At 67.2% G+C, this 20,755-nt stretch carries 20 protein-coding genes and 2 pseudogenes; 12 read left to right on the top strand and 10 right to left on the bottom strand.

The window, feature by feature from the left end:
* Positions 1 to 60 precede the first annotated feature (60 nt).
* From J2X45_RS18265 to J2X45_RS18240, 6 genes are all read left to right on the top strand, one after another.
* The gene (locus tag J2X45_RS18265; RefSeq protein ID WP_310217705.1) at positions 61 to 1,068 is read left to right on the top strand and encodes an ABC transporter substrate-binding protein; all 1,008 of its coding nucleotides are present in this window, start codon (positions 61 to 63) and stop codon (positions 1,066 to 1,068) included.
* A complete protein-coding gene (locus J2X45_RS18260) occupies positions 1,065 to 1,814 on the top strand; it encodes an ABC transporter ATP-binding protein (protein WP_310217702.1) in 750 nt (249 codons plus the stop codon). Before J2X45_RS18265 ends, J2X45_RS18260 begins: the two co-directional genes overlap by 4 nt.
* Positions 1,811 to 2,569 (top strand): ABC transporter permease, encoded by a 759-nt coding sequence (locus J2X45_RS18255; protein ID WP_310217699.1) that lies wholly within the window; start codon positions 1,811 to 1,813, stop codon positions 2,567 to 2,569. The genes J2X45_RS18260 and J2X45_RS18255 overlap by 4 nt, the downstream gene beginning before the upstream one ends.
* A gap of 61 nt (positions 2,570 to 2,630) precedes the next feature.
* Positions 2,631 to 3,236: a hypothetical protein gene (locus tag J2X45_RS18250; protein ID WP_310217696.1), complete on the top strand. Its 606-nt coding sequence runs from the start codon at positions 2,631 to 2,633 to the stop codon at positions 3,234 to 3,236.
* Positions 3,236 to 4,324: a DUF2336 domain-containing protein gene (locus J2X45_RS18245; protein ID WP_310217694.1), complete on the top strand. Its 1,089-nt coding sequence runs from the start codon at positions 3,236 to 3,238 to the stop codon at positions 4,322 to 4,324. The genes J2X45_RS18250 and J2X45_RS18245 overlap by 1 nt, the downstream gene beginning before the upstream one ends.
* A gap of 96 nt (positions 4,325 to 4,420) precedes the next feature.
* Positions 4,421 to 7,351, top strand: a complete 2,931-nt coding sequence (locus J2X45_RS18240) for an insulinase family protein (protein WP_310217690.1) — start codon at positions 4,421 to 4,423, stop codon at positions 7,349 to 7,351.
* Between the two features lie 61 nt (positions 7,352 to 7,412).
* On the opposite strand, the gene J2X45_RS18235 is transcribed toward J2X45_RS18240, so the two are convergent.
* The gene (locus tag J2X45_RS18235) at positions 7,413 to 8,342 is read right to left on the bottom strand and encodes a hypothetical protein (protein WP_310217688.1); all 930 of its coding nucleotides are present in this window, start codon (positions 8,340 to 8,342) and stop codon (positions 7,413 to 7,415) included.
* A 175-nt stretch (positions 8,343 to 8,517) separates the two neighbouring features.
* On the opposite strand from J2X45_RS18235, the gene J2X45_RS18230 reads away from it, so the two are divergent.
* Positions 8,518 to 9,063, top strand: coding sequence for a PAS domain-containing protein (locus J2X45_RS18230; protein ID WP_310217685.1), 546 nt, complete (start codon positions 8,518 to 8,520; stop codon positions 9,061 to 9,063).
* 54 nt (positions 9,064 to 9,117) lie between these two features.
* On the opposite strand, the gene J2X45_RS18225 is transcribed toward J2X45_RS18230, so the two are convergent.
* Complete coding sequence (locus J2X45_RS18225; RefSeq protein WP_310217683.1) at positions 9,118 to 10,785, bottom strand: choline dehydrogenase; 1,668 nt, start codon at positions 10,783 to 10,785, stop codon at positions 9,118 to 9,120.
* Between the two features lie 318 nt (positions 10,786 to 11,103).
* Positions 11,104 to 11,634, bottom strand: a complete 531-nt coding sequence (locus tag J2X45_RS18220; RefSeq protein WP_310217681.1) for a gamma carbonic anhydrase family protein — start codon at positions 11,632 to 11,634, stop codon at positions 11,104 to 11,106.
* Positions 11,635 to 11,813: 179 nt separating this feature from the next.
* Between J2X45_RS18220 and J2X45_RS18215 the strand changes: the two are divergent.
* The 3 genes and pseudogenes from J2X45_RS18215 to J2X45_RS18205 all read left to right on the top strand — a co-directional run bounded on the left by J2X45_RS18215 (position 11,814) and on the right by J2X45_RS18205 (position 14,836).
* Positions 11,814 to 11,971 (top strand): annotated as a pseudogene (locus J2X45_RS18215) (hypothetical protein).
* The gene (locus tag J2X45_RS18210; RefSeq protein WP_310217678.1) at positions 11,959 to 12,750 is read left to right on the top strand and encodes a PhoH family protein; all 792 of its coding nucleotides are present in this window, start codon (positions 11,959 to 11,961) and stop codon (positions 12,748 to 12,750) included. Before J2X45_RS18215 ends, J2X45_RS18210 begins: the two are co-directional and overlap by 13 nt.
* Positions 12,751 to 12,835: 85 nt before the next feature.
* Entirely contained in the window at positions 12,836 to 14,836 is a 2,001-nt protein-coding gene (locus J2X45_RS18205; RefSeq protein ID WP_310217736.1) for an OPT family oligopeptide transporter, read from the top strand.
* Between the two features lie 66 nt (positions 14,837 to 14,902).
* Here the strand turns inward: J2X45_RS18205 and J2X45_RS18200 are convergent, their stop codons facing one another.
* From J2X45_RS18200 to J2X45_RS18190, 3 genes are all read right to left on the bottom strand, one after another.
* Positions 14,903 to 15,592, bottom strand: a complete 690-nt coding sequence (locus tag J2X45_RS18200) for a GNAT family N-acetyltransferase (RefSeq protein WP_310217676.1) — start codon at positions 15,590 to 15,592, stop codon at positions 14,903 to 14,905.
* A 116-nt stretch (positions 15,593 to 15,708) separates the two neighbouring features.
* Positions 15,709 to 15,915, bottom strand: coding sequence for a DUF3126 family protein (locus J2X45_RS18195; protein ID WP_012640547.1), 207 nt, complete (start codon positions 15,913 to 15,915; stop codon positions 15,709 to 15,711).
* 80 nt (positions 15,916 to 15,995) lie between these two features.
* A complete protein-coding gene (locus J2X45_RS18190; RefSeq protein ID WP_310217667.1) occupies positions 15,996 to 16,895 on the bottom strand; it encodes a LysR substrate-binding domain-containing protein in 900 nt (299 codons plus the stop codon).
* A 73-nt stretch (positions 16,896 to 16,968) separates the two neighbouring features.
* On the opposite strand from J2X45_RS18190, the gene J2X45_RS18185 reads away from it, so the two are divergent.
* Positions 16,969 to 17,145, top strand: a complete 177-nt coding sequence (locus tag J2X45_RS18185; RefSeq protein WP_310217666.1) for a hypothetical protein — start codon at positions 16,969 to 16,971, stop codon at positions 17,143 to 17,145.
* Positions 17,146 to 17,277: 132 nt separating this feature from the next.
* Here the strand turns inward: J2X45_RS18185 and J2X45_RS18180 are convergent, their stop codons facing one another.
* From J2X45_RS18180 to J2X45_RS18170, 3 genes and pseudogenes are all read right to left on the bottom strand, one after another.
* Positions 17,278 to 18,060, bottom strand: coding sequence for a glutaminyl-peptide cyclotransferase (locus tag J2X45_RS18180; RefSeq protein ID WP_310217664.1), 783 nt, complete (start codon positions 18,058 to 18,060; stop codon positions 17,278 to 17,280).
* Positions 18,061 to 18,900, bottom strand: a complete 840-nt coding sequence (gene cysE, locus J2X45_RS18175; protein ID WP_310217661.1) for a serine O-acetyltransferase — start codon at positions 18,898 to 18,900, stop codon at positions 18,061 to 18,063. It lies immediately after the preceding gene.
* A gap of 76 nt (positions 18,901 to 18,976) precedes the next feature.
* Positions 18,977 to 19,665, bottom strand: a pseudogene (locus J2X45_RS18170) (NUDIX domain-containing protein).
* A 4-nt stretch (positions 19,666 to 19,669) separates the two neighbouring features.
* Between J2X45_RS18170 and J2X45_RS18165 the strand changes: the two are divergent.
* Positions 19,670 to 20,284 (top strand): nitroreductase, encoded by a 615-nt coding sequence (locus J2X45_RS18165; RefSeq protein WP_310217659.1) that lies wholly within the window; start codon positions 19,670 to 19,672, stop codon positions 20,282 to 20,284.
* 8 nt (positions 20,285 to 20,292) lie between these two features.
* Here J2X45_RS18165 and queF read toward each other — a convergent pair whose 3' ends face one another.
* Positions 20,293 to 20,748: a preQ(1) synthase gene (gene queF, locus J2X45_RS18160; RefSeq protein ID WP_310217656.1), complete on the bottom strand. Its 456-nt coding sequence runs from the start codon at positions 20,746 to 20,748 to the stop codon at positions 20,293 to 20,295.
* Positions 20,749 to 20,755: the final 7 nt, after the last annotated feature.

The following is a 20,755-nucleotide window of genomic DNA, read 5'->3' as shown; positions in this document are numbered from 1 at the left end:
TTTGGGTTGTGGCTTGGAACTCCTCGCCGACGCCCCTAACTTGGCCGAGGATAATGGGAGATGTCCTCGATGCAGCGCCGCGCCTTCGCCGCCTTGGGCCTGATGGCCCTCCTCGCCGCCTGCTCGCCGGCCAAGAAGGACGAGGCCGCACCGAACGGCCAGACGCCCATCAAGCTGGCCACCGACTGGCGCGCTCAGGCCGAACTCGGCGGTTACTATCAGGCGCTGGCGACCGGTGAATACAAAAAGCGCGGTCTGGACGTGACGCTGATCCAGGGCGGTCCGGCGGTGAATGTGCCGCAACTGCTGGCCACCGGCGCGGTTGATGTCGGCGTCGGCTCCAACAGCTTCATCATCATGAACCTGGCCAAGGAAAACGCGCCCGTCAAAGCCGTGGCGGCCTTCATGCAGAAGGACCCTCAGGTCCTGATCGCGCACCCCGACCAGGGCATCAACGGCATCGCCGATATGAAGGGCCGGCCGATCCTGCTGTCGGACGCCTCGATCACCGCCTTCTGGGTCTGGCTGAAGGCCAAGTACGGCTTCACCGACGATCAGGTGCGCAAGTACAACTATTCGTCCGCGCCGTTCCTGGCTGACAAGCGCGTCGTGCAGCAAGGCTACGCCACCAGCGAGCCGTACCTCATCGAAAAGGAAGGCAAGATCAAGCCTGCGGTGTTCCTGCTGGCGGACAGCGGCTATCCCGCCTACGCCTCGTTCGCTCTGGTGCCGGATAGCCTGATCGCCAAGAACCCCGCCGCCGTGCAGGCTTTCGTCGAGGCGACCGCCGCCGGCTGGACCTCGTATCTCTATGGCGACCCCAAGCCTGGCGACGCGGCGATCCTGAAGGACAATCCGGAGATGACCCAGGATGTCCTCGACCAGGCGCGCGAGAAGATGCGGTCGTATGGCATCGTCAGCGCCAACGGCGGCAAGGGCGATGTGGGCCAGATGACCGACGCGCGCTGGGCCGAGTTCTTCAAGGTCGCCTCAGAGCAGGGCGTCTACCCCAAGGATATGGACTACAAGAAGGCTTACACCCTGCAGTTCCTGCCCAAGGGCTCATGAGCGCCCCCATCGCAAGCCTCTCCCGCGTCGAGGTCGACTACGCCCGGGGACGGGCGCTGGGTCCGTTCGACCTGTCCCTCGATCCCGGCGAGATCATCGCCCTGGTCGGGCCATCAGGTTGCGGCAAGTCCACGGCGCTTCGGCTCCTCGCGGGCCTGGAGCAGCCGACGCAGGGTTTTGTGTCCCGTTTGGCGGGCAAAGGCGAGACTGCAGTCGTCTTCCAGGCGCCGACCCTGGCGCCGTGGCTGTCAGCCCGGGACAATGTGGCCTTGCCGCTGATCTTGGCGGGCGTCGCAAAGCCCGCCGCCCTCGCGGCCGCTGACGAGGCGCTGTCCAAGGTCGGACTCGGCGGCGCCTTGAAGGCCCGTCCTGGCCAGCTTTCCGGCGGCATGGCGATGCGCGCGTCGCTGGCCAGGGCGCTGGTGACGCGACCCCGGTTGCTGCTGCTGGACGAGCCGTTCGCGGCGCTGGACGAGATCACCCGCCGCACGCTGGCCGACGATGTTTTGACCCTGGCCGCCGATAGCGCGCCGGCCGTCGTTTTCGTCACCCACAATGTCGAAGAAGCCGTTTACATGGCGCGACGCGTGGTGGTGATGACGCCAGGCCCCGGTCGCATGGCGGGCGAGGTGATCATCAACGCGCCGCTCCAGCGCCCCGCTGGGTTCCGCACGACCGACACCTTCCGCACGGCCGCCGAGGCCGTGTCGAACCTTCTCGCCGCCGCGACCGAGCGCGCGGCATGAGTCGGATCCTCGCGCCGCTGATCCTGATCGCCGCCATGCTGGGGGCATGGGAGCTGGCCTGTAAGGCGCTGGCGGTTCCAGCCTATCTGCTGCCTCCGCCCAGCGCGATCTGGAAGGCCTTTACCGAGTCATGGCCGCTTCTGCTGGGCTCCGCCTGGGCGACGCTGTCGACGGCCTTGCTGGCGCTGGTCATCGCCAGCCTGATCGCTTGTGGCCTTGCGCTCGTCGTCAGCCTGAGCCGCCTGCTGGAGGACGCCGTGCGTCCGATCGCCGTGACCTTGCAGGTGACGCCGCTGGTGGCCATCGCCCCATTGGTCACGATCTGGGCCGGGATCGATCACCCGGAGCGCGCGGTGATCGGCCTCGCCGCCGTCGTGGCCTTTTTCCCGATCTTCTCCGGAGCCTTGAGCGGGCTGAAGGCCGTCGACCCGGATCTGGCGCGCCTGTTCGACCTCTATGGCGCCACGCCGCTGCAACGCCTGGCACGCCTGCGCCTGCCCTCCGCGGTTCCCGCCCTGCTGGAAGGACACAAGGTCGCCGCAGGTCTGGCCGTGATCGGCGCGGTGGTCGCCGAGTTCGTGGCGGGCGCCGGCGGCGCCCAGGGCCTCGCCTGGCGCATCCTGGAGGCCTACAACCGCCTGCAGACAGCCAAGGTGTTCGCCGCCCTCTTCACCCTTGCGGTGCTGGGCGTGGTCTTGCACGCCGTGATGGAAGCGCTGGAACGTCGACTCCTCAACTTTTGGCGAGGGCGTTAGGCCAAGATTAAAGCGCGCACCGCAGAATAGGCGTCTGAAAAGACTTCGCCTGGATCGCGTCATGCGTCTCGCTGCTCTCATCGTCGCCCTGGCCAGCGCGTCCGCCGCGCAGGCCGAGGGTGCGCGCGAGACGCGATACGGCCCCGCCCCGGCGCGCGCGCCTGCCGCGCTGGACGGCCGCCCCGCCCTTTATAACGGCGCAGCCTATGGCGCGCGAACCCTCGGCTGGGCGGGCAAGCGCGACTCTGTGGCGGCGCCCGGCGAAACCGCGGAGCAGCGTCCCTGGTGGGCGCGTGAGCCGTCGCAGGTTCAAGCCCAGATCCGGCAACCCTCGGCGCCCGTCCCGGCGGCCTTCACGCCCCAGGCTCCCGCTCCCTCGGCGCCATTGCCGCAGAGCCTCTATGATGCGCCGCCGCCTGCCCTGGCCGGCGGCGCGCCGGCGCAGCCCCCCAGCGCCGTGACCCAGCTTCAGCCCGGCCAGGTGGGCGCTCGAACCTACTCGGTCGGACGCCAGTTCGGCATGACGCCTGATCCCATTCCCGCCGCGGGCCCCTCGCGCATGGTTCTGATCGCGCCGCCGCCCGCTGCGGAGACGGACGAAGCCAAACCCAGCCTTCAAGACGGCGGCGAGTGGTCCGGGCGCGCCGAAAACGACGGCGGTCTTTAATGCAATCGCGTATCCACGACCTCATCGCTCTGGCCAACGAGCCCTCCAGCGCCAAGCGCCGCGAACTGCTACGCGGCGTAACCGACCTGTTTTTCCAGGGGGACGGCCACAATAGCGTCGAAATGGGCCTCTTCGACGACGTGCTCAGCCAGCTGGCCGGCGACATGGAAGAAGCCGTCAAGGCCGAGCTGGCGCAGCGCCTCAGTGAAACGGCGACGCCGCCGGCTGGGCTTTCCCGCACGCTGGCGGCGGACTCCATCACCGTGGCCGCGCCGATCCTGCGCAGCTCCAGAGTCCTCACCGACGATGACCTGCTGCACGTCGCCCGCACCCAGGGCCAGGATCACCTGCGGGCGATCTCGCAGCGCAGCAGCGTCTCAAGCGTCGTCTCCGACGCGATCGTCGCACGCGGCGACGACCAGACGCTGGGCGTCCTGCTCCGTAACGAAGGCGCGGTGCTGTCCCGCGAAGCGCACGAGACCGTCGTGGATCGCGCAGCGGCCAACCCCGCCCTCCACGAAGCCGTGATCGACCGGCAAAGCCTGCCCGTCGATCTGCTGAACGAGATGTACTTCATGGTCGAGGCCCGGCTTCGGGATCGAATCATGGAAAAGAACGCCGGCATGGATCCAGCGACTCTGGAGGCCGCGCTGGCCGCCGGCCGCAAACGGGTCGCCGAGCAAGACGGTGCGCTGCCGCCAGACCACGCCGAAGCTGAGCGCGAATTCCGGACGCTCCGCGCCAAGGCGCAGATCTCGCCGCAGATCCTGGCCAACATGCTCCGCGGCAAGAAGACGACACTGTTCCTTGTCGCGCTGGCGGACATGGCTCAGGTGGATTTCCACACCGCGCGCAAGATCCTCGAGCGGCGGGAGATGGACGCCCTTGCGGTGATCTGCAAGGCGGCCGACTTCGATCGATCGCTATTCCTGACCTTTGCGCTGCTGATCCTAGACCAGACCGAGGACGTCATGATGCGCGCCAAGGCTTACGGCGAGCTCTACGCCAACCTGCCGCGAGACTCGGCCCTGCGTACGATCCGGTTCTGGCGCCTGCGTCGTCAGACCGGCGACGTCGCCGCCGCTTAAGATCGGCCGGGCGCAAAGCCGCCTACCTCGCGCCTTGCGTGCGCCATGCGGGACGGCCAAGGTGCGCGCCTTGTTCTCTCCTGCCTTGGATTCTCGATGATCAGCGCTTCGCGCCTGGCGATTGTCGCCGCTGCCGGCCTCTCGGTCGCCGCCTGCTCCCAACTGCCCAAACCTTCCATCCCGCTGCTGAAGAAGGATACGGGCGAAGCGTCCGCGCCGCGGACGCCGGAAGCGCCGACGCTTGCGGGACCCAAGGTGAGCGATCTGAAGCCCGGCCAATGGGCCCAGGAGCTCTCGGATGTCGCGCCCGATCCGGCCTGGCGCTTCGGGGTGCTGCCCAACGGCATGCGCTACGCCCTGCGCAAGAACGCCACGCCGCCCAGCCAGGCCGCACTGCGCCTCTGGTTCGACGCCGGCTCGCTGATGGAGGCCGATGACCAGCAGGGCCTCGCTCACTTCCTGGAGCACATGGCCTTCAACGGCTCGAAGAACGTGCCGGAAGGCGAGATGATCAAGATCCTGGAGCGCCACGGTCTGGCGTTCGGCGCCGACACCAACGCCTCGACCGGCTTTGACGAAACGATCTACCAGCTCGACCTGCCCAAAACCGATGACGGCACGGTCGACACCTCGCTGATGCTGCTGCGCGAAGCCGCCGGTGAGCTGACGATCGCCCCGGAAGCCGTCGATCGTGAGCGCGGGGTCGTGTTGTCCGAGGAGCGCACCCGCGATACGCCCGGCTATCGCGTGGCCATCAAGACGCTGACCGCCCAGATGGAAGGCCAGCTGACGCCCAAGCGCATTCCGATCGGCAAGACCGAGGTCCTCAAGACCGCCCCCGCCCAGCGAATTCGCGACTTCTACGAGGCCTACTATCGTCCGGAGCGCGCTGTGCTGGTCGCGGTGGGCGACTTCGACGTCGACGCGATGGAAGCCAAGATCAAGAGCAAGTTCGGCGATTGGGTCGGCAAGGGCCCGAATGGCAAGGACCCTGACGTGGGGCCGGTGGCCAAGCGCGGCCCGACAGCCAAGATGATCGTCGAGGCTGGCGCGCCCTGGTCGGTGCAGATGACCTGGACCCGCAAGCCGGACGGCCTGCTCGAAACCAAGGCGGTCGACGAACGCGAGGTTCTGGAGAATCTGGCCTTCGCCGTTCTGAACCGGCGCATGCAGGCTCTCGGGCGCTCCGCCGAACCGCCGTTCATCGCCGGCGGCGCCTTCAAGGGTGACCAGTACGGCACGGTCCGCGTCACCACCTTCGGCGCCACGGCCCAGCCCGGCCGTTGGCGTGAAGCCCTGACCGCGCTCGACGCCGAGCAACGCCGGGCCGTCCAGTTTGGCGTGCGTCAGGATGAGCTGGACCGCGAAATCGCCTCCACCCGCGCCGCTCTGGTCGCGGCAGCGGCGGGCGAGGCCACCCAACGCACGCCCGCCCTGGCCAACCAGTTGGTCGGCACGCTGGGGGATGGTGAGGTGATCACCTCGCCCAGCCAGAACCTCGCCGCCTTCGACATCATGGTGAAGGACCTGAAGGCCGAACGCGTCAACGCGTTGCTCAAGAGCGCCTTCGTCGGTTCGGGCCCGCTGCTGATCCTGGCTGCGCCGACCGCCGTCGAGGGGGGCGAGCCGGCGATTCTGAAGGCTTACGAGGACCTCAAGGCCCAGCCGGTGACCCCGCCCGCAGCGCCGGGCGTAACCGTGTGGCCCTATTCCAGCTTCGGTCCGACCGGCAAGGTCGCCGAGCAGAAGGATGTCTCGGATCTCGACGCCGTCTTCGTGCGCTTCGAGAACGGCGTGCGGCTGACGGTCAAGCCGACCAAGTTCCGGAACGATCAGGTCGTGGTGAAGGTGCGCGCCGGCCACGGTCTGCTCGACATGCCGTCGGACAAGCAGAGCCCGCTCTGGTCCGGGTCGGCCTTCATCGAGGGCGGTCTCAAGCAGATCACCGCTCAGGACATGGAGCGCGTGCTCACGGGCAAGATCTGGAACGCCCAGCTGGGCGTCGAGGATGACGCCTTCACCCTGAACGGCCGCACCCGGCCGGAGGACTTGTCGACGGAGCTGCAGGTGCTGGCGGCGTTTGCGAGCGAGCCGGGTTGGCGACCGGAAGCGTTCAATCGCATCAAGACCAGCTACGGCACGCTGCATGACCAGTTGCAGAGCACGACCGGCGGCGTGCTCGGTCGCGATCTGGGCGGCCTGATGCATGGGGGCGACCAGCGCTGGACGTTCCCATCGCGCGAGCAGATCGCGTCGGCCTCGCTGGACGACCTGAAGGCGGCCGTGGCCAATCCGCTGGCCAAGGGCGACCTGGAGATCGTCATCGTCGGCGACACCACGGTGGACAAGGCGATCGCTGCGGTCGCCGACACCTTCGGCGCCCTGCCCGCGCGTCCCGGTGACCCGCCACTGCCCGGCGCCGAGAGGGCCCCCTTCCCGGCGCCGTCCGCACAGCCGGTCGTTCGCACGCACAAGGGACGTCCCGACCAGGCGGCCCTGTTCATGACTTGGCGGACCGATGACCTGTTCTCCAACCTGCAGCGGTCGCGGGACGTCTCGGTGCTGGGCCAGGTCATGCAGCTGCGCCTGACCGACGAGCTGCGCGAAAAGCAGGGGGCGACCTATTCGCCCAACGCCTCGGCGACCGCCAGCGTGGTCTTCGAGGACTGGGGCTATCTGGCCGTCAGCCTGGAGGTTCCTCCGGAGAAGCTGGATGGCGTTGTCGCCTCGATCCGCAAGATCGCGGCCGACCTGCGTGACAAGCCGGTGAGCGCCGATGAACTCGAACGCGCCAAGAAGCCCAGGATCGACGCGATCGAGAAGGCGCGCGTGACCAACGAGTACTGGGTTGGCGCGCTGTCGGGGGCTCAGACGGATCCACGCTTGCTGGACGCGACACGGTCGGTGATCGCGGGCCTCTCCCGCGTGACGCCGGCCGACGTGCAGAAGGCGGCGCAGACCTACCTCGCCGACGACAAGTCCTGGGTGTTGTTGGTCAAGCCGGAAGCCGCTGCGGCGGCCAAGTAGAGCGCACAAAAAAGGCCCCGGTGAAGACCGGGGCCTTTCGATTTGGAGAGCGGCCTAGCGCCTAGTAGACAACGCCGCCGACGCCGCCATCCAGGCTAAAGCTGGTGGAGAGCGTCTGGCGCTCCTGCACCGTTTCCTCGCGATAGGCGGTGTAGGTCTCGGTCGTCAGCATGCTCAGGATCTTCACGCCGGCGCCGAAGCGGCGCAGCAACGAGCGCTCATTGCAGTCGCGAGCGGGAAGCTGCGGCCGGCACGACACAATCGCCTGACCAGCGGCCGCGCCGCGCGCGTAGTAGAGCGCCTCGCCCTTGCGGCAGATATAGGTCTGACCCGGCGCGCCAGTCGAGATATCGATATGGCCGGCGTACTCGGCGATCACGTACTGCAGACGCGCGCCGGCGATGCAGCGGTACAGTTCGCCGTCATAGGCGTCGTCGATCTCGCGGTCTGGCGTCACCTGCGAAGCCGGATGCGGCACGTCGCGGTCGTCCAGGCAAACAGCGCGGACAATGACGCGGCGGGTGCGCGTGCGCGTCGCCTCATAGGCTTGGCGACGACGGACCTCGGCGCCCTCGACGTTCAGGCCTTGGATATATCCCGTGGCCATTGGGCCAGAGTAGTATCCGCCGTGGCCACCGCCGCCGTAGTAGTTGACCACGCCGCCAGCGGTCGAGCCGGCTCCGGCCGACGCGCCGGACGTCGCGCCAGAGTTTGCGATCGCCGTGGCGTTCGTCGTCGCGTTGACGATCACGGTCGAGCCGATGTTCACGTTGACGCCGGGAATGTTGACGTTGTGACCACCGCCACAGCAGCCGGTCGGCGGCGCGGGGGGCTTGGGCGGCGGCGGCGGCGGCTTGCAGCACACCGGCGGCGGCGGCGGGCAGGCGTTGGTGCAGCCAGCGGCATAGGCCGCGCCCCCCACAAGCAGCCCGCCGAGCATCGCCCCAAGCGCGATCATCCATACGCGCATGTTCAGTTTCGGCGCCTTCATCCGGCGTTTCCCTTCACCTCGGGTCGTACCGCTTGTGGTTAAGCAAGAAACGGGCCGAGACGACCGTCTTGCCCGGATTTGCTCCAGAATGGGACGGTTGAGCGCTTGGCCCGGTTCTCCCAGCAAGCCCTGTGCGGTCAAAAACAGCCGCGCAAGGACCCGCCAGGGGACGACGATGTTCCATCCAAGCACGGAACGGTTGATAGACTATTGGCGCGCCAAGAAGGGCGAGGCCGCCCTGCCCCGCCGCGCTGACATCGATCCTGGTGAATTCCTGGAGCTTCTGCCCCAGGTGTTCGTGCTGGGCCGCGAAGGCGGCAAGCTGCCCTTCCGGTTGGCCGGCGGCTTCGTCTCGGACCTGCACGCGCGCGATCTTCGCGGCCATGACGCCCTGTCGCTGTGGGCCCTGGCCCATCGCCTTGAACTGAAGAGCGCCCTGGATGTCGCCCGCAAGCGGCGCACGCCGGTGGTCGTCACCGCCGACATCCGCGCCCACGGCGTGCCCTCGGTCGGGATGGAGGTGCTGTTCGCTCCACTACAGGGCGCCAGCGGGGAAACAGACCGGTTCCTGGGCCTCTACCAGCCAATCGCCATGATGGCGCGCCTGATGGGCCGTCCGGCCTATGAGCTGGGCCTGCGCGAGATCAAGCCGTTGGGCGACGGCAATCAGGACATGCCGCGCCTTCGCCTGGCCACTCTGGACGGACGAAGGATCGCTTAGCGTCCGCAGCGCTCGCCCGATTGATCTAACCGGGGCGAGCGCCTGGGCGTCTTCCTACTCCGCCGCCACCGCGCGGCCGTCCTCATAGACAGGAACGTCCAGCGGTGCGGCCGGCGCCTTGCCCCGGATAAGGTCGGCGGCGCGTTCGGCGATCATGATCGTCGGGGCGTTGGTGTTGCCGCCGATCAAGGTCGGCATGACCGAGGCGTCGATCACGCGCAGCCCCTGCACGCCCTGGACCCGGAGTTGGTCGTCGACCACGGCCATCGGGTCGCCCGCCACACCCATTCGGCAAGTGCCGACGGGATGGTAGATCGTCTCGGCCTTGGCGCGGATCCAAGCGTCGAGGTCGGCGTCCGACTTGACGTCGGCGCCCGGCGCATATTCGGCGTCGCGGTAGGGATCGAAAGCGGCCTGGGCGACGGTTTCGCGGGCGATACGGACGCCCTCGCGAATGGCGCGGCGATCCTCCTCAGTGGCCAGATAGTTGCCCAGGATGGTCGGATCATCGAACGGATCGGCCGAACGCAGACCCACCTTGCCCCGGCTCTCCGGGCGAAGCTGGCAGACGTGGAGCGTAAAGCCGTCCTTCTCGACCACGACCTTGCCGTGGTCCTGCATGATCGCCAGCACGCCGTGGATCTGGAGGTCGGGGCGGTCGAGGTCCGGGCGCGACTTCAGGAACGCGCCGCTTTCAAGAAACTGTTGCCGGCCCAGGCCCTTGCCGAAGAACATGTAGTTCATGCCAACGCCCAGCTTGTTCAGCCCCTTGTTGGCCGAATAGGCGGTCTTCAGGTTCTTGGCGGTCCAGGAAACACAGACATCCAGGTGGTCCTGCAGATTGGCGCCGACGCCCTTGGACTCGTGCGCCACCGCGATCCCTTGCGGCGTCAGGTCGTCCGGCGCGCCGATGCCTGACAACTGCAGGATCTGCGGCGACTGCACCGCGCCGGCGCTGAGCAGCACTTCGGCATCGGCGTAGGCGACATGCTTTTCACGCGACTTGCCCACCACGTACTCGACACCGACGGCGCGGCGCTTTTCCAGGAGGATCCGCGTCGTGCGGGCCTCGGTCACGCAGGTCAGGTTCGGGCGCGACAGGGCCTGGTTGAGATAGGCCATCGCCGCGCTCCAGCGCTGACCATCACGGATGGTCAGGTCGTAGGGCCCGAAGCCCTCCTGCTGGTAACCGTTGAAGTCCTTGGTGGTCTTGTGCCCCGCCTGGCGGCCGGCCTCGACCAGGGTGGTGTAGAACGGGCTGTCGGACTCACCCTTCGACACATGCAGGGGCCCCGAACCGCCGTGATAGGCGTCGCCGCCGGCGTGGTGGGTCTCCGAGCGTTTGAAGTAGGGCAGAACCTCCGAATACGACCAGCCGGTCAGGCCCATTTGCCGCCACTGGTCATAGTCGCGCGCATGGCCGCGGATATAGATCATGCCGTTGATAGCCGAGCTGCCGCCCAGGCCCTTGCCGCGCGGCCACCAGAGCTTGCGATTGTCGAGGTGAGGCTCGGCTTCTGTCCAGAAGCCCCAGTTCTGCTCGCCCTTGTCCTTGATCAGCTGGCCGACGCCGGCGGGCATCTTCACCAGGATGGACTTGTTCTTGCCGCCGGCCTCCAGCAGCAGGACCTTGATGTTAGGATCCTCGGTCAGCCGCGCGGCCAGGACACAGCCGGCCGAGCCGGCCCCGATGACGATGTAATCAAAGCGCTCGCTGGCCATGGCCCCGACGCCCTCCCTCGAAGGTTATCATTGTTAAGGCAGAGATTGGTCTGGGTTTGAGCCGCGCGCAAGCGCCCCCTTGCGCCCTTACCCACCGTATGCGCCCCAGGAAGCTGGAGTTTCAGTTTCCCCGCGACGAGGAACACTGATATACTACCTATACACGAAACGAGACGCGATACGCTCCCGCCCCACTCTTTCCCCCGGTGGCGGTGTTTGCGGAGACCGCACCGCGCTCTTCTCGCGCTCATGTGCCCTGCGCGAGAAGCGGGAGCGCCGCCACGTATCCCCCCAAGCAGCGGGCGGCGCTCCCAACCCCTATTCCACGACCTTCAGGTCGCGCACGTAGCGCTTCCAGTTCTCAACATAGTGCAGGGCCGAAGCCTGCAGGATCATGGCGTGCTGCTCGCCGATCTCGCGGACCACCTTCCCCGGAGCGCCCATCACCATTGAATTGTCGGGGATCTCCTTGCCCTCGGTGATCAGCGCGCCGGCGCCGATCAGGCAGTTCTTCCCGATCTTGGCGCCATTCAGGACGATCGCGCCGATGCCGATCAGCGAGCCGTCGCCGATCGTGCAGCCGTGCAGCATCACCATGTGACCGATGGTCACGTTCGCGCCGATGGTCAGGGGCGCGCCAAGATCAGTGTGGAGAACAGAGCCGTCCTGGACGTTGCTGTTCTCGCCGATCGTAATCGGATCGTTGTCTCCGCGCACGATCGCGCCCCACCAAATACTCGCGTTATTCTTGAGAATCACATTCCCCATGATGCTCGCCGTGGGCGCGACCCAGTATTCGCCTTGCGCGGGAAGCGTCGGCGTCACGGCGCCCAAGGAATAGACAGTCATCCGTACACCTCGTTTTCTTACGCGCGATTTCCAGGTTAACGACCCGGAAACCATGATGCGCCATTGTAGTTGGGCGATTCGAGAGGGAACATTCCTCCAGCGGGAATCATTTTCCTTTCGTAACGGGCTCGGAGACAAGCGCTTCAAGCTCGCCCGCTGACGAAGACGAGGTGTGGCTCTTGGCGTTTCGGCGTACAGCACCGTCTCCTGGGACTTCCCCACTGGGAAGCGCTCCCGATCCGCTCCGCCGCGCACGCGACTTCGTAAAACCCAGCTCACCGCCAAGGACGACGCCTCACGGGCTCGTCCTTTTTTCTTGTCTGAATGGAGGCTTTGATGACCAAGCGAGCCCTGAAGCGGATGGCGCGCGAAGGCGTGCAGGAAACCGGCCAGTACGACGACGCCAAGGTGCGTCGCCTGCCGGTCGATCACCGCGGCGGCTGGTCACCCCTGCCCCAGGACGGAGCCCCGAGAGGGGATAGTCGGGACCAGAGCTACCTAAAAACCATAAAACCCAAATCGCCGGGGCAAGCCCAGCTGATGGAGGCCATCGACGAGAAGAACCTCGTCATGGCCCTGGGCCCGGCCGGCACCGGCAAGACCTATATCGCCATCTCCAAGGCCGTTGAGGCGCTGGAAGCGGGCCGCGTCAGCCGCATCGTCCTCTCGCGCCCCGCCGTCGAGGCCGGCGAGTCGATCGGCTACCTGCCCGGCGACATGGAAGACAAGCTGGCGCCCTATCTGCGTCCCCTCTACGACGCCCTCACCGATCGCCTGTCGGTCAAGCGCATGCGGGCCCTGATGGCCGAGGGCGCCATCGAGATCGCACCGGTCGGCTTCATGCGCGGCCGCACCCTGAACAACGCCTTCGTCGTGATCGATGAGGCCCAGAACTGCACCTACATGCAGCTGAAGATGTTGCTGACGCGTCTCGGATGGCACTCGACCATGGTCGTGACGGGCGACCCCAACCAGTCGGACCTGCTGCCGGGCATTTCGGGCCTTGCCGAGGTGGCGGCCAAGTTCGAGGCCGTCTCGAATATCGCTGTGGTGCGCCTGGCCGATCGCGACATCGTCCGGCATCCGCTGGTCGCGGAGATGCTGGGCGTGCTGTGATTTTGGAACAGCACCATCACACTGAACACTTGAGTTTGAGGCGGTCGGGCGTGCAAGGTCCGGCCGCCTTAATCTTTTGTTGGACATGTTGATGGCCGAGACGACCGCGCCGCGCACCGAACTCACCCTTCGCGGGGTCCTCCTCGGCATCCTGATCACGTTGGTCTTTACTGCCGCCCAGGTCTATCTGGGCCTGAAGGTCGGCCTGACCTTCGCGACCTCGATCCCCGCCGCCGTCATCTCGATGGCCCTGCTGCGGGCTTTCAAGACGTCGACCATCCAGGAAAACAATATCGTCCAGACCATCGCCTCGGCGGCGGGGACGCTGTCGTCGGTGATCTTTGTCCTGCCGGGTCTCTTGATGATCGGCTGGTGGGCCAATGTGCCCTTCCTGCCCACCTTCGGCGCCTGCGCCGTGGGCGGCATCCTGGGCGTAATGTACACGATACCCCTGCGCCGGGCGCTGGTGACGAACTCCAACCTGCCCTACCCCGAAGGCGTCGCCGCCGCCGAGGTGCTGAAGGTCGGCACGGGCTCGCGCGAGGGTGCGGCCGAGGGCAAGGCGGGTCTGGCCGCCGTCAGCATGGGGGCGATCGCCTCGGCGCTGTTCGGCGCCCTGGGCGCGGCCAAGCTGTTCGCGGCCGAGATCGCCGCCTATTTCAAGTTCAAGCTCGGGGCCGCCTCGGGCGCGACGGGCATCGGCGCCTCCAGCTCGCTCGCCCTGATGGGCGCGGGCCATCTGATGGGCATCACCGTCGGCGTCGCCATGTTCGCGGGCCTGTTCATCGCCTGGGCTATCCTGACGCCGATCCTCACCATCGCCACCCCGATGCCCGAGGCCGACGCCGCCACCCACGCCCTCACCGTCTGGAAGACCCAGGTCCGCTTCCTGGGCGCGGGCGTCATCGGCGCGGCCGCCATCTGGACCCTGGCCAAGCTGGTCGGACCGATCACCGCCGGCCTGACCTCCGCCCTCGAAGCCGCCAAGGCCCGCAAAGCGGGAGGCACGACCCTGCCCCGCGTCGAGCAGGACATTCCGATCGGCATCGTCGGACTGGTCTCGGTGCTCCTGCTGGCCCCGGCCGGCTGGTTCCTGGCCCACTTCCTCACCGGCGGCCCCATCGCGCAGCTGACGACGCCGCTTGTCGCCATCGGCATCGGCTATCTGGTCTTCGCAGGCCTGCTGGCCGCCGCCGTCTGCGGCTACATGGCCGGCTTGATCGGCTCGTCAAACAGCCCCGTCTCGGGCATCGCCATCCTGAGCGTGCTGGGCGCCTCGCTGATGGTCGGCATGGTCGGCCGCGGGGTTATCGGTCCCGACGTGACCAAGGCCCTGATCGCCTTCGCTCTCTATGTCACCACCTGCGTCCTGGCCGTGGCGGTCGTCGCCAACGACAACCTACAGGACCTGAAGACCGGCCAACTGGTCGACGCCACCCCATGGAAGCAGCAGGTCGGCCTGATCATCGGCGTGCTGTCCGGCTCGGTGGTCATTCCGTTCGTGCTGGAGCTGCTGAACCGCTCGAACGGCTTCGCCGGCGCGCCAAATCTCCAAGCGATCGCCGACGAGCCGCTGGCCGCGCCGCAGGCCACTCTGATCTCGACCCTGGCCAAGGGCGTGCTGGGCGGAAATCTCGACTGGGGTCTTCTGGGCATTGGGGCGCTGATCGGCCTGGCGCTGGTCGCCGTCGACACGGGTTTGCGCGCGACCAGCAAGGACCGCCTCAGCCTGCCGCCGCTGGGCGTGGGCCTGGCGATCTATCTCCCCAGCTCCGTCACCGCGCCGGTGGTCGTCGGCGCCGTGGCCGGCTGGCTGTTCGAGAAGATCGTCGCCAAGGACCGCGCCGCCGAGCCGGCCAAGCGCCTGGGCGTCCTGATCGCTTCAGGTTTCATCGTCGGCGAGAGCCTGTTCAACGTCTCCCTGGCCCTGCTGATCGTCTCCACGGGCAAGGGCGAGCCGCTGGCCCTGCCGTTCGCGCCGCCCGAGCATGTCGGCATGCTGCTGTCCCTGACCGCCGCCGCGATTGTGGTGGTCGGCTTCTACCGCTGGGCCCGCAAGGCCGGCGCGAAGGCGATGGAGGCCTAGAGCCTCTATCAACGGCTTATGGGAAACCCCGGAAGGTCAGCCTTCCGGGGTTTTCTTTGAGTGCTCTCAGGCCTCGCCGGGTTGGAGGATCGTGAACACCAGCTCCCGCCGCCCGCGATAGCCCAGCGACTCGTAGAGCCGGATCGCCGTCGCATTGTCGGTGTAGCTGTGCAGGAAGGCCTTCTCGCCGCGCGCCAGGATCCGGGCGGTCACCTCGCGAAGCAGCCTCGCCGCATATCCATGGCCGCGATGGTCGGGGTGGACGCAGACGCCGCTGGCCTCGGTATAGCCGTCCGGACGCATGCGTTGGCCGGCCATGGCGATCAGTTCGCCCTCCCGCCGCACGCCAATGAAGGCGCCCAGCTGATGCGTGCGCGAAAAGAACGGTCCCGGCTTGGTCAAGGTGGCCAGGGCCAGCATCTCGGGCCCGTCGGCGTCGCCAAGGTCGAGCATGCCGAAGTCGACGTCCCAGGCGGGGGCGACTTCGACCGCCTCCATCTGAAGACACACGGCGTTGGAGACCACGTCTGTTCCGGGAACCGGCGGCGTGGCGTCGGGCGCGATCAGGCCCACCGTCCCGTGCTCGCGCACCAGCGCGCCCAGATCGGCGAGCGCCTCTGGGCCTTCATCCTCCAGACCGGCGAACAGACCGTAGTCCGGATGCATGCGGAAGGCGCGACCGCGCCGGATGGCCAGGTGGCTTTGCCGCCCCAAGAGGGTCGAACAGACGGGGCGATCAAGAACGTGAGAGGTCATGTCCCCATTCAAGCGGGGCGAGGGTCGGCGATCAACGCCCGACCGGGCCGCGGATACTCAAGATCGCGGCCGCCACGCGCCCCGTCGATCACCGACAGGGCACGGACGCGTTCGGTTTAGTCGAGGTCTTCGCCGAGGATGGCCATCTCGAACATGAACGAGCCGTCCTCGTCCTCGTCCTGGAAGACGACGCCGATGAACTCACCGGCGACTTCGACCTCGGCCGAGTCCTTCTGCTTCGGGCGCGGTTTCACCTGGATGTGCGGGTTACCGAAGGTGCGCTTCAGGTGCTTTTCGAGCTTGGCGACGGTTGTGGCGTCCACGGGGGATCCTCATTGATGGCTGGGCGCCCGGGGCGCTTGTCCACGCGAAACTAGCGCCCGCCGCGAGAACGGCAAGCCGCTTAAGGCGGAGAAGGTGTGGACGCTCCTTCCGACAGCAGCCAATCGCGGAACAGGAGGGCCTCCTCCGTGGCGCCGTCGGGCGGGGTAACGGCCACGATCCTGGCTCGCCCGGAGGTGAAGCCCAGCGGAGCCACCAGCCGCCCGCTGGCCAGATCGCGCTGGACGAAGGCCCAGGGGCCGATCGCCACGCCAAGGCCAGCGGCTGCGGCTTCGATCATGTAGAAATAGTGGTCAAACTCCTGCTCGCTGACCGCCGGCGGCAGGTGATCGAGCTCGAAATTCCGCGCCCAGTCGGACCAGCTTTCCACGAAGGTTCGGGTCAAGAGGCGTGGCATGGCGAAGACCCGCTCCAAGGTCATCGGGCTGGTCGCCAGTTCCGGCGCCATGACGGGGCCGTGATAGTGCTCCATGAAGGGCGTCGCGATGGCGTCATAGGTCACGACCGTGTCGGGCGATCGCATGCGAATGGCCAGATCGATCCCATCCGCCTTGAAGTCGAAAGGTCCGTTCGACTCGGCCACCCGCACCGGAATATCGGGATGCGCCGCTTGGAAGCGGGGCAGACGCGGGATCAGCCACTTCATCGCGAAGGTCGGAAGACAGGAAACCACCAGCGGCTTGGCGCCAGCCTGGATTGGACGCGGGACCGCCGCCTCGATCTGATCGAAGGCCGGCGACAGGGCCTGGGCCAGCTTCAGCCCCGCCTGCGTCAGGCGAAGGCGCGAACGCGGTCCCTCGGTCAAGGCCACGCCGAGCTGCTCTTCAAGCTGCCGGATCTGCCGACTGACGGCCCCATGCGTCACGCAAAGCTCGTCGGCGACCAGGGTCATGCGGCCATGCCGGCCAAAAGCCTCGAAGGCGCGAAGAGCGTTCAGCGAAGGCAGTTGCCGGCGGGCCATGTGAAGAAACCTCACAGAAGGCCGACCGATAAGTCGTTATCGCGGGCGGCGCAACCGAGGGATAGTCCCCGCCATGCCGCCTATCGCCCCACGCTCCGCCCGCCACGAGGTCACTCTGCCCCAGTTCCTGGCGGTTCTGACCATCTGGGCAGGCGTCATCTACGGTCTGACGCACACCGGGACGCCCGGCGCGGAGCAAATCTCACTGAAGAACAAGCCGCCCCTGACAGTCTGCGCGCCCCAGGGTTAGGAACCGGGCCCGGCAGATATGAGTAGGGCCCCGGCGCGTCTCGCGGCCGGGGCCCTGGTCCGCCCACTAGGTCGGGGGGGCGTAGAGGGGCGGACGTGAGTTAAACGCCATCGCCCGAACACGGTTCCCCGACTACTTCCCTTCGGTCAGTTTAATCTCGAACAGCTTAGGCCACAGCTTGCCGGTGACGAACAGGCGATCGCCGGCCGCATCATAGGCGATGCCGTTGAGAACATCGTCTCGGTCGCCGCGCACGCCGGCCTCGGGCAACAGGCCGGCCAGCTCGATCCAGCCTTTGACGCGGCCGGTGGCCACGTCGATCCGCGCGATCCGGGTCGTCTGCCAGACATTGGCCAACAGCTCCCCCTTCACCCACTCCAGCTCGTTGAGCTTGGTGACAGGGACACCGTCATCGGTGACCTGGATGCGCCCCGTCTCCTTCAGCGTCTCGGGATCGAGGAAGCGGATGAAGGCCGTGCCGTCGCTCATCATGATGCGCTTGTCATCGCGCGTCAGGGCCCAGCCCTCGCCGGGATAGCTGAACTCGCCCAGAGTCTCGAAGCTGTTGATATCGTAGATGAAGCCGACCTGATCGGTCCAGGTCAGCGCGTAGACCCGGTCCTTCCAGTCGACGATGCCCTCTCCGAAGAAGCGGGAGTCGATGGTGCGCTCGGCCTCGATGGCGCCGGTTTCCAGGCTCCACTTGCGAATGAACGACCGGCCCTGCAGGCCCGTGCTCTCGAAGATGAAGCCGTCGCGATACAGCAGGCCCTGGGTGAAGGCCCGGGTGTCGTGCGGATAGCTTTTCACCACCGTGTAGCCGCTCACCGGCGCCGGCGCCGCCAGGGCGGGCGCGGCCAGACTGATGACGGCGGCCAGCGTCAAGCCGCCGAGACGACGCAAAAGCGGCTTCACTCAGATCTCGTAGGTCGAGGGCGAATAAACCGTCTCGGCCAGGGTGTGATCCATGGTCTTGGCGGGCTCTTCACAGGTCGGGCAATTGACCAGGCGCGCCGGCACGCCGGCGGCCGTGCAGTGCGCCGGCACCGGACGCAACACCACCGAGCCCGACGCCACCTTGGCGTAGTCGCCGATGGTGATGTTGCCCAGCACCTTGGCGCCGGCGCCCAGAAGCACGCCCTTGCCGATCTTGGGGTGGCGGTCGCCGCGCTCGGCGCCGGTGCCGCCCAGGGTCACGCCATGAAGCATCGAGACGTCGTCGCCGACCACCGCCGTCTCGCCGATGACGATGCCGGTGCCGTGGTCGATGAACACGCCCTTGCCGATCCTGGCGGCCGGATTGATGTCGACCTGGAAGACCTCGCTGGAGCGGCTTTGCAGATAGAAGGCCAGGGTCTCGCGGCCCTGGTTCCACAGCCAGTGCGACACGCGGTGGGTCTGCAGCGCCAGGAAGCCCTTGAAGAACAGGAACGGCTGGACATAGCCCTTGCAGGCCGGATCGCGCTCGAACACGGCCTTCAGGTCGGCCTCCGCCGCCTCGACGATCGACGGGTCGTCCTCGAAGGCGTCGGCGGCGAACTCGCGCGCCGTCATCGCCCGCATTTCCTGGTCGCCCAACTTGCGCGCCAGCTGGAAGGTCAGGGCGTCGGCGAGATTGTCGTGGCTGAGGATCACTGCGTTGAGCAGCGACGCCAGCGCCGGCTCGGCCTTGGCGGCGTGTTCGGCCTGGTTTCGCAGCGCGACCCACACCGGCGTTTCGGTGTCAGACGTCACCACCTCGAGATGCTTGGCCATCGGGCTCTCCCTTCCCAGGCGCGCCGTGAGCATAGCGCATCTTTTTTAGAAATGCTCTAGCTCAGTGCGTGACGCCCTATGCGAGGATCAGAGCGGCCAGATCGGCCGGCAGTTCGCCTCGCACCGCCATATGGTGCGTTCTCAGCAACAACGCCACTGTAATTGCGTCAGGCATGTGACCGGCGGTCGCCGCATCCAGCGCCTCGCGGAACGGTACGCGCGCCACGGCGAAGTCCTCGGTCTCGTCGGGCTCGCCGTTCGTGGGCGAAAGGCCCATGGCCAGAAAGCCATAGGCGATCTCGTCGGTGACGGAGTTGGAGAGCTCCATCCGCAGGATCAGCCGCCAGTCGGCGGCTTGCAGCCCCACCTCCTCGGCCAGTTCGCGCTTGGCGCCGTCCAGCGGATCCTCGCCGTGCGGCGCGCCGCCTTCGGGCAGCTCCCAGCTATAGTTGGCCAGGGAGAAACGGTTCTGGCCCACCAGCGTGACCGTGCCGTCCTCATGCAACGGCACGATGCCGATCGCCTGGTTCTTGAAGCCGACCTTGCCGTAAAGCGCCGGACGTCCGGTCGGCGCGACCGCCTGATACTCGGTCAGGGTGATCCAGGGATTGTCGTAGACGACCTTGCTGGACGACACGTCCCAGGGCCGTCCGTGCGGCCTGAGCCAGGCGGGCTTGCGGTCAGGTTCGTCGGCCATGGCGCTGAATCCCTTGTCGAGGCCTCGTCACGGCCATAGGTCTGCGACTTACAACGCTTCGGAGACATCGTCTTGGCCGGTTCTGTTCCCCCCGCCCCCGAGTTTGGCCAGACCTTGCCGGTCGAAGCCGCGCCCGAGGTCGTGGCCTTCCTGGCCAAGCGCCGCTCGGCCAGCGCCATGACCCTGACGGCGCCAGGGCCGGACGACAGCCAACTCGCCGAGATCCTGCGTATCGCCGCGCGCGTGCCTGACCACGGCAAGCTAGCCCCTTGGCGGTTCATCGTTCTAACGGGCGAGGCCAAGGACGCCTTCGCCGAACGGATCGCCCCGCTTGCCGACAGCCAGGCCAATCCAACCAAGGCGACCGCCGCGCTTCGCAAGCTGACGCGTCCGCCGGTCTGCGTGGCGGTGATCTCGCGCCACATCCCCGGCGAGATCCCGGAGTGGGAGCAGCGCCAGAGCGCTTCGGCGGTCTGCCACCAGATGCTGCTGGCCGCCGCCGCCCTGGGCTGGGGCGCCAACTGGATCACGGATTGGTACAGCTACGATCCGCGCGCGACCGCGTTTCTGGGCCTGGCGGACGGCGAGCAGGTGGCCGGCTACCTCTATCTCGGCACGCCCACCGAACAGCCGCAGGAGCGCCCTCGCCCCGACGTGGCGGCGCTCACGACCTATTGGTCCGCCTAGCCAGGGCCTCAGCCCCGGCCGCGATAGGGCGCAACGCCCTGGTCGGGGACCCACAGACCCTCCGGCGCCGGTCCGGTCTGCCAGAACACGTCGATCGGAATGCCGCCGCGCGGATACCAGTAGCCGCCGATCCGCAGCCAGCGCGGCTGCGCGATCTCGACGATCTTGCGCGCTACCTTGACCGTGCAGTCCTCGTGGAAAGAGCCGTGGTTGCGGAAGCTCGTCAGATAGAGCTTCAGCGACTTGCTCTCGATCAGCCAGTCGCCGGGCGCATAGTCGATCACAAGGTGCGCGAAATCGGGCTGGCCGGTGACGGGGCACAGCGAGGTGAACTCCGGCGCGACGAAGCGCGCCAGATAGAGCACGTCGCTCTGCGGATTGGGCACGCGCTCAAGGACGGCGGCCTCGGGGTTTTCGGGCGCGTCGACGACGCGGCCCAACTGGGTGACGTTAAGATCGCTCATCGGCGCG

The organism is Caulobacter sp. BE264 (assembly GCF_031457805.1).
In the GTDB taxonomy this organism is placed as follows: domain Bacteria; phylum Pseudomonadota; class Alphaproteobacteria; order Caulobacterales; family Caulobacteraceae; genus Caulobacter.
The sequence above is the reverse complement of the archived record's forward strand: the minus strand, read 5'-3'. Positions and strand labels throughout refer to the sequence as shown.